General features: G+C 68.4%; 13 protein-coding genes. 6 read left to right on the top strand and 7 right to left on the bottom strand.

Features of this window, described 5'->3' with window-relative positions:
* Positions 1 to 111: 111 nt before the first annotated feature.
* Positions 112 to 1,458 carry a CocE/NonD family hydrolase gene (locus GVY39_RS20335; RefSeq protein WP_236565564.1) on the bottom strand — a complete coding sequence of 449 codons (1,347 nt, stop codon included), beginning with the start codon at positions 1,456 to 1,458 and terminating at the stop codon, positions 112 to 114.
* A 175-nt stretch (positions 1,459 to 1,633) separates the two neighbouring features.
* Here GVY39_RS20335 and GVY39_RS20330 point away from each other — a divergent pair, with 175 nt between their 5' ends.
* The 5 genes from GVY39_RS20330 (at position 1,634) to GVY39_RS20310 (ending at position 5,762) form a co-directional block, all read left to right on the top strand.
* Positions 1,634 to 2,533 (top strand): dienelactone hydrolase family protein, encoded by a 900-nt coding sequence (locus tag GVY39_RS20330; RefSeq protein WP_159926876.1) that lies wholly within the window; start codon positions 1,634 to 1,636, stop codon positions 2,531 to 2,533.
* 107 nt (positions 2,534 to 2,640) lie between these two features.
* Positions 2,641 to 3,759 carry a sorbosone dehydrogenase family protein gene (locus tag GVY39_RS20325; protein ID WP_159926874.1) on the top strand — a complete coding sequence of 373 codons (1,119 nt, stop codon included), beginning with the start codon at positions 2,641 to 2,643 and terminating at the stop codon, positions 3,757 to 3,759.
* 128 nt (positions 3,760 to 3,887) lie between these two features.
* A complete protein-coding gene (locus tag GVY39_RS20320) occupies positions 3,888 to 4,334 on the top strand; it encodes a MarR family winged helix-turn-helix transcriptional regulator (RefSeq protein ID WP_159926872.1) in 447 nt (148 codons plus the stop codon).
* Between the two features lie 2 nt (positions 4,335 to 4,336).
* Positions 4,337 to 4,759 carry an organic hydroperoxide resistance protein gene (locus tag GVY39_RS20315; RefSeq protein WP_159926870.1) on the top strand — a complete coding sequence of 141 codons (423 nt, stop codon included), beginning with the start codon at positions 4,337 to 4,339 and terminating at the stop codon, positions 4,757 to 4,759.
* Between the two features lie 16 nt (positions 4,760 to 4,775).
* Complete coding sequence (locus GVY39_RS20310) at positions 4,776 to 5,762, top strand: zinc-binding dehydrogenase (protein WP_159926868.1); 987 nt, start codon at positions 4,776 to 4,778, stop codon at positions 5,760 to 5,762.
* On the opposite strand, the gene GVY39_RS20305 is transcribed toward GVY39_RS20310, so the two are convergent.
* Both GVY39_RS20305 and GVY39_RS20300 read right to left on the bottom strand, forming a co-directional pair.
* Positions 5,750 to 7,309, bottom strand: a complete 1,560-nt coding sequence (locus GVY39_RS20305; RefSeq protein ID WP_159926866.1) for an NAD(P)/FAD-dependent oxidoreductase — start codon at positions 7,307 to 7,309, stop codon at positions 5,750 to 5,752. The genes GVY39_RS20310 and GVY39_RS20305 overlap by 13 nt on opposite strands.
* Before the next feature lie 89 nt (positions 7,310 to 7,398).
* Positions 7,399 to 7,983, bottom strand: a complete 585-nt coding sequence (locus tag GVY39_RS20300; protein WP_159926864.1) for a TetR/AcrR family transcriptional regulator — start codon at positions 7,981 to 7,983, stop codon at positions 7,399 to 7,401.
* Here GVY39_RS20300 and GVY39_RS20295 point away from each other — a divergent pair.
* On the top strand, positions 7,899 to 8,234 hold the full coding sequence (locus GVY39_RS20295; protein WP_201295283.1) for a hypothetical protein: 336 nt from the start codon (positions 7,899 to 7,901) through the stop codon (positions 8,232 to 8,234). The two genes, GVY39_RS20300 and GVY39_RS20295, sit on opposite strands and share 85 nt — an antisense overlap.
* A 582-nt stretch (positions 8,235 to 8,816) precedes the next feature.
* On the opposite strand, the gene GVY39_RS20290 is transcribed toward GVY39_RS20295, so the two are convergent.
* The 4 genes from GVY39_RS20290 to GVY39_RS20275 all read right to left on the bottom strand — a co-directional run bounded on the left by GVY39_RS20290 (position 8,817) and on the right by GVY39_RS20275 (position 11,491).
* Entirely contained in the window at positions 8,817 to 9,293 is a 477-nt protein-coding gene (locus GVY39_RS20290; RefSeq protein ID WP_201295282.1) for a DUF3237 domain-containing protein, read from the bottom strand.
* Positions 9,294 to 9,296: 3 nt separating this feature from the next.
* Positions 9,297 to 9,743: an ester cyclase gene (locus tag GVY39_RS20285; RefSeq protein WP_201295281.1), complete on the bottom strand. Its 447-nt coding sequence runs from the start codon at positions 9,741 to 9,743 to the stop codon at positions 9,297 to 9,299.
* Positions 9,744 to 9,881: 138 nt separating this feature from the next.
* On the bottom strand, positions 9,882 to 10,943 hold the full coding sequence (locus tag GVY39_RS20280; protein WP_159926862.1) for a hypothetical protein: 1,062 nt from the start codon (positions 10,941 to 10,943) through the stop codon (positions 9,882 to 9,884).
* 407 nt (positions 10,944 to 11,350) lie between these two features.
* Positions 11,351 to 11,491, bottom strand: coding sequence for a hypothetical protein (locus GVY39_RS20275; RefSeq protein ID WP_159926860.1), 141 nt, complete (start codon positions 11,489 to 11,491; stop codon positions 11,351 to 11,353).
* Positions 11,492 to 11,496 lie beyond the last annotated feature (5 nt).

Below are 11,496 nucleotides of genomic sequence, written 5' to 3'. Positions count from 1 at the left end.
AGCGTTGGCCCGGCGCCTGGTCGACGTGCTGTGGGCACTGCTGCGCGACAACCGCCCCTTCGACACCCAGCCCCCGAGCATCAACGGAATCCGAGCTGCGGCTTGACATGGTCATTGAGATTCCTTCTGCGGGAACTGCCCGAGGGTGATCCAGCCGCCGCCTTGTTCCCACACGGTGATCGGCCCGAACTCGCCCAAGCCGTGGTCGATGTCCTTCAACCACTTGTCGAACCAGATCCGCTGCAACACGTCCAGCCGCGGCGGCGCGCCGGGAACACCGGTCCCCGCACCGGGATTCGCGTGATAGGTGTCGCCGACGATCAGTTGTTTCTTGCCCGCGGGCAGCGGAATCGCGTTGTAGAGCTTGGTCGCGCTGTTGGCGAAGATGTCGTGCCAGCCGCCGTAGACGAAGGTGGGCACCGTGATGCGTTCCGGATGTCCCTGGATGCCGCGCCGGAAGTAACTGTCGGCGTCCAGCGCGTCGGCCAGCGCGGGCGGCACGTGATCGAGCGAAGGGGTGAGCAGCGCCTGGGCCAGCAGGTCGACATTGCTGGCCGGGTCGGACATCCGTTCGTGCAGCCACTGCCAGTCGAACGTGCCGTTCAGCATCGACCGCACGTCGGGAATCAGCTTCAACTGGTTGACGGTGCTGAGCCACATCGGAAGGAACGTCGTCCCCACACCGCCGCCCGGGGCGACGACGTCGCGCATGAGATCGCTGCCCGGTTCCACGGGAAAGATCGCCTTCAGCGGCGCGGGGGCGTTCTCGGCGGCACGGAGCTGGTTGATTCCGGAGTACGAGCCGCCGCTCATCCCGATCCGGCCGTTCGACCACGGCTGCGCGGCAGCCCATTCGATCACCTCACGGGTGTCGAGCTGTTCCCGCTCGCCGAGGGTGTCCCACTCCCCCTGGGAGAAACCGGTACCGCGCACGTCGACGACAACCTGGGTGTATCCGGCACGGATCAGGTTGCGATCGAGACCGAGCACGGTCTGCACGGTGCCGCCGTCGACCGCGTGCAGCAGGTCACCGAAACCACTGACCGGCGTCCGGGACAGGTTCACCCGGTTCACCAGCCGCAGCGTCAGCGGCTGTAATCCGGGCACGGCGAGCGCCGTATCGATCAGATTGGTCATGAGCTTGGTGTACGGCGTGAGGTTCACGATGGTCGGCAGCGGCTGCTGCTCCACCACGCCTGCCTGCTTCACCGGCCGGTAGACGTTGGCCTTCAGCACGACACCGTCGCTCACCCGGATCGGGACGTCCCAGTCGATGTGCACGTCGGCATACGGCTGGGGACCGTCGTGCAACGCGGTCCACCGCACCCGGTGCGCGTCCACCGACGGCTCCGCCACCGCGGGCGCCGTCGCGAGACCCACGGTCGCCAGCACCACGGCCGTGGCCGCCATCCGGACCGCCCTGATCAACGTTCGTCCCACGACACGCCGCGATGCCATCTCGCTCCCTCGACCGGTATCCGGCTCACAGACCGGCCATCGATTGCCCGACTTGGCGCCGAACTTAGCAATCTGCTGGCAAATCTTGTGGGAGGTGCGGTCGGGCCGGTTTGTCGCGGGCGGACAGCGGGTGAACGCCGCCCAGGCGCGGGCGATGCGGATTATGGTGAGGCGCATGACGCCGCTGCAGCGCTACATCGCGGAGGAGATCGCGGCCGATCACGCCGACGGCATACTCACCCGGCGGGAGGCACTGCGAAGGCTGGGGCTGCTCGGGCTGGGCGGCACCACCGCGGCCGCCCTACTGGCCGCCTGCGCGAACAGCGACAACGGAAGCTCCGAGCGGGCGCCGTCCCCTTCGTCCCCTACGCCGCCACCCGGTGCCGCCTCCGCACTCCCCGCCACCCCCGTCACGTTCACCGGCGCCGGCGGGACGTCGTTGCAAGCCGCCTGGGCACCCGCTCCGCAACCACGGGGCGGTGTGCTCGTCGTCCACGAGAACAAAGGTCTCACCGACCACATCCGTTCGGTGGCAGGCAGATTCGCGGGCGCCGGATACTCCGCGCTCGCGATCGACCTCCTCTCCGCGCGCGGCGGCACGGCCGCGTTCACCGATCCGGCCGCGGCCACCGCCGAACTCGGACGTATTCCACCCGAACAGCTCGTCGCCGATTTGCGCGCCGGGCTCGACGAACTCCAGCGCCGGGTCGAGGGTAAGAAGCTCGGCGCCACCGGTTTCTGTTTCGGCGGTGGCCTGACCTGGTTGCTCCTGGCCTCCGGCCCGTCACCGCTGGCCGCGGCGACGCCCTTCTACGGGCCTTTCCCGGACAATGGTGATCTGTCCGCGTCGAAGGCGGCGGTGCTCGGGGTGTACGCGGCGTCCGACGCTCGGGTGAACGCCTCCAGGCCCGCCGCCGAAGCGGCACTGGCCCGCTCGGGCAACCCGAACCAGATCTTCACCGCACCCGACGCCGAGCACGCCTTCTTCAACGACACCGGCCAGCGGTACGACGCCACAGCGGCCACCAAGGCGTGGCGTCGCGTATTGGACTGGTACGGAACGTATCTGGGCTGATGTCGACTGCGGGCCGCTTCCTCGGGATCCGAGCGCCTCTGCGAGGCGCGGGTTCCGGCCGTCGATCGCGATGGGCCGCGCGAGGGCAGCGCATGACCGGAGGCCCCATGGCGAGGGCGGACTCGCAGGCGCCGCGAGCGCGTGCGGTGATCGCCGTGCTCCTGGTGACGGCGGTGGCGGCATGTGGCGAAGAGAACCCGGCCGGACCGAGCAGCCCGCCGCCCGCGAGTGCAGGCACCATCGCACCGAGCGACCCGGCGGGGTGGCCCGACCTCGGTGCCGCCGAGGAAGTCGCGACCGACATCGATGTTCCGTGGGGCCTGGCCTTCCTGCCCGACGGCGCCGCGCTGGTCTCCGAGCGGGACTCCGGACGGATACTGCGCGTCGCCGCGGGCCGTGCGCCGGAGCAGGTGTATCAAGTGCCAGATGTCGCGGCACGCGGCGAAGGCGGACTACTGGGACTCGCCGTCGCGCCGGATTACGCGGAAAATCCCTACGTATACGCCTATTTCACCACCGAGACGGACAACCGCATCGTGCGGTTCCGGCTCGACGGCCGGCCGGAGGTGCTGATCGCCGGAATCGCCGAGGCGGGAAACCACAACGGTGGGCGGATCGCGTTCGGACCGGACGGCATGCTGTACGCCGGGACCGGCGACGCCGGGCAAGCCGGACGATCGCAGGATCCGGCAAGCCCGAACGGGAAGATCCTCCGCTTGACTCCCGAAGGCCGCCCCGCTCCGGGCAATCCGTCTACCGGCTCGCCGGTCTACAGTCTCGGCCACCGCAACGTGCAAGGACTGGCATGGGACCGGGACGGCCGATTGTTCGCGGCGGAGTTCGGCCAGAACCGGTTCGACGAGATCAATCTGATCGAGCCCGGCCGCAACTACGGCTGGCCCGACGTCGAGGGCTCGGGCGGCGCCGACCGGGGCTTCACCGATCCGCTGGTGACCTGGACCACCGCCGAATCCTCCCCCTCGGGCATCGCCATCGCCGGGGACACCTTGTACGCCGCCGCGTTGCGGGGCGAGCGGCTGTGGACCGTGCCGCTCACGGAAGGTCGCACGGGTGGCCCTCGAGCCGAACTCCGTGACCGTTACGGCCGGTTGCGCACCGTGGCGGTCGCACCGGACGGCGCGTTGTGGCTCACCACCTCCAACACCGACGGCCGGGGCGACCCCGCGGACGGTGACGATCGCGTCCTGCGTTTCCCGGCCCGGTGAGCCACCGAGGGAATCGGCACCGAGGTCGGTCGGCCGCACTGCCGTAGCGCCTCGGATGCTGGTGCTGTGACGAGCGTTACCGGTCATTTCTATTGTGCACAACAAAATTGCTCACTACGTTATTGCTCATGACCGATCACCTCACCCTCGACAAGCAGCTGTGCTTCCCGCTCTACGCGGCGTCCCGGGCGATGACGGCGGTCTACCGCCCGAAGCTGGAACGGCTCGGGCTCACCTATCCGCAGTACCTGGTGATGCTGGCGCTGTGGGAACGCGACGAACGCAGCGTCGGCGATGTCTGCCACGCGCTCGACCTGGATTCCGGCACGCTCTCCCCGCTGCTCAAGCGGCTGGAGGCGGCGGGACTGGTCGAGCGGCGGCGGTCGGCCGCCGACGAGCGACGCGTCGACATCCGGCTCACCGAGCGCGGGCGCGCGCTGCGGACCGAGGCGGGCGACATCCCGGCCCAGATGGCCGAGGCCAGTGGCCTGTCGATGGACGACGTCGTCGCGTTGCGCGACATCCTGCACCGACTGACCGACGCGCTGAAGTCACAAGTGAACGAAGGAGACTAGACATGCAGATCCTCTACACCGCCGAGGCCCTGGCCACCGGGGACGGCCGCAACGGCCACGCACGCAGCACCGACGGCAAGATCGATGTCGGCCTGTCGGCTCCCAAGGAAATGGGCGGCAGCGGCGAGGGCACCAACCCCGAGCAGCTGTTCGCGGCGGGCTACGCGGCGTGCTTCCATTCCGCGCTGCGCCTGGTCGGCAAGCAGGCGCAGGCGAACATCGATGACTCGGCGGTCGGCGCGAAGGTCGGCATCGGCACGAACGGCGCCGGCGGCTTCGGCTTGGCGGTTACGCTGGAGGTCTCGCTCCCCCATCTGTCCCGGGAGGACGCGCAGGCGCTCGCCGACAAGGCACACCAGGTGTGCCCGTATTCCAACGCGACCCGCGGCAACATCGACGTCCAGGTCCTTGTCGCCGACGACTGATCGAGAAGGAGCGGATATGCGTGCCGTAGTCATCGAACGATTCGGCGAACCGAAGGACGTGCTGACCACCGCCGAACGCCCGGTACCCGAACCCGGGCCTGGCGAGGTGCGGCTCGCGCTGATCCTGTCGCCGATCCACAATCACGACCTGGCCATCGTGCGCGGCGTGTACGGCTACCGGCCCGAGTTGCCCGCCGTCCCGGGCAGCGAGGCGGTCGCGCGCGTCGACGCGGTGGGCCCCGGGGTCACCCACATGTCGGTCGGCCGGCGAGTGACGGTCTCCGGTGCGCAGAACGTGTGGGCCGAGTACTTCGTCGTCCCGGCTCGTCAGGTCGTTCCACTGCCGGACACGGTGCCCGACGAGACCGCGGCGCAGCTGCTGGCCATGCCGCTGAGCGCGCTGATGCTGATCGAGGATCTCGGTCTGCGTTCCGGCGAGTGGCTGGCGATCAATGCCGCCAATGGCGCGGTCGGCAGGCTCGTCAACGTCTTCGCGCGGCAACGCGGTCTGCGCGTCTTGAATCTGGTTCGCGGCCCAGGCTCGGCCGCGGCGCTGCGTGAACTCGGCTACGAGCCGGTGCTCGACACCGAGAGCGAGGGCTGGCGCGACCAAGTGGAAGCGGCGACGTCGGGCGCTCCGATCCTCCGGGCGGTCGATCAGGTGGGCGGGCGCGCGGCAGCCGATGAAGTGGCGTTGCTCGCACCCGGCGGCCAGCTGATCTCCTTCGGCGCGCTGTCGGGTCAGCCGCTCGCACTCGATCCGGGCCGTCTCATCTTCGGTCAGACCGTGGTCAAGGGCTTCTGGGGCGCCAAGCGGATCGAGGAGATCGACCCCGAGCACCGCGGACAGCTCATCAGCGAATTGGTCGACCTCGCGGCCCGCGGCGTGCTGCGGCTGGACGTCGAAGGCGCGTATCCGCTGGAGGCCGCGGCGGACGCCGCGATCGCCACCGAGACGCCGGGCCGCGCCGCCAAGATCGCGCTGCGCGCTCAGCCCGCCTGATCGGCGTCGAGCACAGCCATCGCGGCATTGTGCCCGGGGATGCCGCTGACGCCGCCGCCGCGGATCGCCCCCGCACCGCACAGGAACACATTGCGGTGGCCGGTCGCGACGCCCCACCGGGCGGCGGGGTCGGCCGGGTCGGCGTCCTCCGGGAAATAGGGGAAGGCCAGATCCCGGTGGAAGATGTGTCCACCGGGCAGGCCGACCTCGCGCTCGAGTTCGATCGGCGTCTTCGCCTCGAAGCAGGGCGCGCCGTCGGCATCCGTCGCCAAGCAGTCCGCGATCGGCTCGGCCAGCACCGAATCCAATTGCGCCAGCGTGGCTTCCACGATCTGGTTCTTCGCCGCCTCGTGATCGGCGGCGAAGAGCTTCCCGCGAGCGTGCAGCCCGAACAGCGTGAGGGTGTGCGCGCCACCCGCGGCCAGTTCGGGCGCCAGGATCGTCGGGTCGGTCAAGGTATGGCAATAGATTTCGGCGGGCGGCGCGGACGGGATACGGCCGATCGCGGCCTCGCCGTAGGCACGGTCGAGCTGAGCGTAGGACTCGCCGATGTGAAAGGTCCCGGCGAATGCCGCGCGCGGATCGACCTCGGCGTCGCACAGCCGCGGAAGACGGCGCAGCAGCATGTTCATCTTCAGCTGCGCGCCTTCGGGTTTCGGCGGCAGTGTGTCACCGAGCAGTCCGGCGAGTGTGTACGGCGCGACGTTCGCCAGCACGTGACGCGCGCCGACCTTTCCGTCCGGATAGCCGACCTCCGCTGTGCGGCCGTCGGTTTCGATGCTCGTCACTTCGCAGCCGGTGACGATCTCCGCGCCTGCCGCACGCGCGGCCTCGGCCAGCGCGTCGGTCAGCGCGCCCATGCCGCCGACCGGCACGTCCCAGTCGCCGGTTCCCCCACCGATCACGTGATAGAGGAAGCAGCGGTTCTGCCGCAGCGACGGATCGTGGGCATGGGTGAATGTGCCGATCAACGCGTCGGTGAGCACCACCCCGCGCACGACGTCGTCGTCGAAGGTCGACTCGATCGTCTCGCCCAGCGGCCGCTCGAACAGCGCCTCCCAGGTGGCCGCGTCGTCCACGATGTGCCGCAGCGCCTCCTTGGACGGAAGCGGCCGGGTCAGCGTCGGGAAGACCCGCCGGGCCAACTGCCCCGTGGACTCGTAGAACCGCCGCCACGCGGCGAACTCTCGATCCGACCCGGTCAGCCGGGCGAAACTCGCCGCCGTCCGCGCCTGCGCCGACGAGACCAGCAGACCCCCGTCACCGACCGGCGTGTAGGACGAGACCGACCGCCGCCGCGTCTCGAACCGCAAGCCCAGATCCTGGACGATCGCCCGGGGCAGCAGACTCACCAGATACGAATACCGTGACAGCCGCGCGTCGACGCCCGCGAACACCCGCGCCGACACCGCGGCGCCACCCGTGTGCGCCTGCCGTTCCAGCACAAGCACCGACCGCCCGGCCCGTGCCGAGTACGCGGCGGCCACCAAACCGTTGTGCCCGCCGCCGACGATCACGACATCGTAGAAGGAGCGCGTCGGCGTCATCCGTTCTCGATAGCACGAATCGGCGCCGGACGACAGCATCCCGGCCGACGACAATAGGAAGCGGGAGCGCTCCGCGAAGACGAAGCCGCTCAGGTGCCGGCGGCGAGCAGGGCCGCAGCGGCGGCGCGAGGCTGCCGGCCGACACCCGCCGTGCCGTGCATCGCCGCCACGACTGTCGCCCCCTCCACCAGCATGAGCAATTGACGACCCAGGACGTCCGGATTCTCCGCTCCGGCACGGGCGGCGATACCGGCGAAGAGGTCGAGATAGCGATGCAGGTGCCGCGCGGTGATCGCCCGCACCTCGCCGTCATAGTGCTGGGCTGCCGCGTTCACCATCGCACAGCCGCGAAAGGCGGGTTGTGCGTACCACTCCTCCAGCACGTCGAAGACCGCGACCAACTGCCCGGCGGGATCGTCACCGGCCGACTCCACGGCCCTCACCAGCCGCGCGCCCACCCTTTCACTGCGCACCTCGAGCACCGCTCGAACCAGCCCGTCTTTGGTGCCGAAGTGCCGATACAAGGTCTCCTTGGACACCCCGAGCCGCGCACACAGTCCGGCCACCCCGATCTCGTCGATGCCACGCGTTGGTTTCGGAGGAAGAACGGCGGTGGTATCTGGACGTGGTCGACACCGGTGACGCCGTCCGGCCGCTGCCCTTCTTCGACCCACGAGCCACGGCGCACCCGCTCGCGTCGGTTCTCCAACCGCTCACGCTCACCGGGGATCTCGCCCATATCCGGCGCAAGGTTTACGTCTACGCCACCGGGTGGGAAACCCCCTCGCCGTTCACCGCCACCTATCAGCGATTGCGGTACGACGCCGGGTGGACGACCCATGCGCTCGACAGCGGGCACAACCTGATGCGAGACGCTCCCGAAGATCTGCTGCGGATACTGCTCGACGTCGCCCGACCGCGCTGAGCCCGGCCGCCCGGAACGCCGAAGACCCCGCCCGGCGGTGATCGGACGGGGTCGGGTGTCCCCCAACGAACGTTTCGTCGGGTCGCCAATATCTACTTCGCCGGGACACAGCCGACGGCCGCGCCGCCCGATGCCGCCGACCAGGGTGCCGATGGTGGCGCCGACGGTGATGGCGCTGGGTCATGCGGGAACAGCCGGGTAGTACTCGGTCCTCCACGGCGCCAGAGCCGCACCGCAAATTCACCATTCCGCGCCCAAGGCAGGGCGTTCACCATCTGCGTGGCGCGCACCGGCGACTGCATCACGATGTTCGCGTTCACGGCGGCCGGCAGCTGCTGATCGCGCTGCTGGCTTCGTGCACGGTCGCGATGTACGCCTTCCCGTTCCAGAAGCTGCTGTACCTACGTGCTGACGATGGGCGTCTGCGCGTCCTCCGGCGGGATTTCCACGCGAATCATCGGCATTCCGGCGAATATCGAGCACTGTCCGATCGGTCTCGCCACAATGCCGCTGCGACCCACAGTCGACTCGTCCCCGATATCCAAGAGTCGAACATGGCCGCATCCACCACGAAGCCCCGGATCAAAGGACCTCGAAAACGCGATAGGCGATGCCGCCCTCGACTGGATATCCCGAGCCCACGCACACGAGGTCGTTGACCCACAGATAATCTCGCGCACCGGTTTCGAACACCGGCGTGGTGCGGAAGTAATAGCGCTCCGGATCGACGAGATGCCGCGTGGCCGGATTCCCGATCTCGGCCCGCACTTCCTCCGGCATGGCCCACCGCCCGCCATAGGTCATCTGCAGCAGGGCGCCGTCGTCGGTCCGCAGGGTGAGCCGGACATCGAGCATCATGCTCCCGTCTTGCCGGAACAGCGCCCAATCACCCCCGCCCGGTTCCACCGCGCCGCGCAGCTTCTGCCCCTCGAACGACCCACCGGCCGCTCCGAACAGCACCCGCCCGTTCCCGATGGGCAGGGGCGGCGCCAGATCCACCACGACATCGAACAGTGGCCGGGTCTCGATTCCGGCGACGTCCTTGACCCGTGCGTCCACGATTCATCTCCCTCCGAACAGCTTCCGCCGTACCGCGTCGGTGGAGACGCCCGACTGGGCGCACAGCTCCGCCAAATCGATGTGGAAGTACTCTTCCGCGATCAGCCGGTCCGCGAACGCGAAGCGGAGGAACACCGGCAGCTCGGCCCGCCGGCCGTTCGGCTCGACTCCGAACCGGTTGTGCGCCATGGTCATTCGCGCCGTGCCCCAGCACACCAGCGTCTCTCCGTCCGCCGCGCGTCCGCCCAGTTCGATGTCATAGTCCGGGAACGAGGCGAAGAAGGTTTGCAGTGCGACCTCGTTGTCCCTCAGTCCGCGCGCCACCGTCCCGAAGGCGGGCGCCTCCAAGATCATCTCCGGATGCATGAGGCGCAATGCCGCCGGCACGTCCTGTCGACTCTTGACCATGGCGAGCTCTGTCGCCAGGGCCATCATCCCGACACTATCCATAATGAAACCATACGGTCGACCGCATTTTTTGTCTAGACCGTCGGTCATCGGTTGTCCAGCGCTCGGCTCCGGCGCGACACAACAGGTGCCGCCGTGGCGAGCTTCGACATGCGGCGCCGGGCCGAGGCGCTAGGTCACCTAGTCGCTGACCTCGACCACACCGTTCTCGTATTCGGGCATGTGCCTGACCTTTTCGATCCACCCGACCGGCAACGGTTCGGTGAAATGCCAGGGCACCCGCAATCCGGTGAACTCGCCGGGCCAAGCCGCGCCGGTGATCTTGCCGTGCGTGCGAATCTCGACCAACCGAGCGAGCGCGCCGTCCACGGCCTTCTCGCTGATTTTGCTGTCGAGCAGGGCCGCGCGCAGCCGATCGAGATCGACCGCTCTCACCTGTGCCATGACCTCCTCGCTCAATTCGACGTCGAGGAATTGTTTGACGAAGCCGGAGCGAATACCGATCCGTGGATCCGGCGACTCGGGAAACGACAGCTGATGGTCGATGGCAACGATCTCGCCGTGCCGCCCGGTGCGGTAGTTTCCGAGATGGCGGTCGGTGTTGCCGATGACGTAATCCAGCACCGCCATCTGTTCGCATTGCACCCGCGGATACCCGGTGATCAGGTGGCGCAGCCCGGCTTTGATTTCGAGCGTGGCCCGTTGTTCCGGAGACAGATCCTCGACCAGCGTGACCGGGTGCGCCGGGCCGGAGTGCACCCAGATCTGGTTCGAGCCGAGGCCATACGGGCCGTCGGCGACCGTTGTGGGCGGGACCCGACCGAATCCGAGAGCTTCGTCGACGCGGTAGGCGGCCTGCTCGCGGTAGGCGAGGTGTCCTGCCCCGAAGGGAATGCCGTACCGCAACGGTATGGGGGCATTCCCGTCCGACATGTCTTCCAGGTATCCCGGCTTGTACACCGAAAAACCTCCGCCGGGAGACCTGGCGCGGTACGTCCAGCCGATGCCTTTGCCCAATCGTACGAGCGGGTCGCTCACCCTGCGCATTGCCAACTCGGCCGCGCTCGGCTCGAATCGGACGTACCCGCGCTGATCGAGGTGCTGGAAGGATTCGACGATATCCGCCAAGGGCCGGACGAATCCCCATCGGTATCCTTCGGCCACACCGCCGCACAACTCTCGGCACGCCTCGACCGATCTGGATCGCAGTGTGTCGATCAGGCCGCGAAACTGATTGCCCATCTCACCTTTCGTCGACCCGTGGTACCCACGGCTGCCCGCCGAGTGCACGGCCCGCACGATCGTTCCCGATGGTAATCGGCTCTGTCGATGTCGCGTGTGAACGCTTCGATAGCGGGTCTTGCCGCGATCAGACCGGAGGGGGGACACCCCGAGCTGACTGCGCACCCGCGCCCGCAGCATCAGGTATTCCGCCCAGCGATGCCGTGTCGATCCCGGCAGCCGCTCCACGATCCGGCCGGCGGAGATCGCCTGACCGCGCCGGAACTCGCGGGTCACCGCTCGGTAGGCGGTTCTACCAGTGATATCCCTCGACTTCGGTGCGCCAAGAGGCTTCGCGAACAACGAGATCGCCACCGAAGATGTCGTCGATGATCAACGCCGTGATGTCGGCTGTGTGCGCGGCTAGGTCAGTGTTGTTCCGCCGCATCGGGTTTGCGGCGCTCGCCGATCAGACTGCCGCCGAGCAGTATCCGCAGTGCTGCGTTGATCATCCAAAGTGTGAAGAAGATCACTCCGATCACCGCTGCGCTGGCGGTGGCCGAGGCCAAGGCGC

The organism is Nocardia sp. CY15, assembly GCF_009829295.1.
GTDB lineage: Bacteria > Actinomycetota > Actinomycetes > Mycobacteriales > Mycobacteriaceae > Nocardia > Nocardia sputi.
The sequence above is the reverse complement of the archived record's forward strand: the minus strand, read 5'-3'. Positions and strand labels throughout refer to the sequence as shown.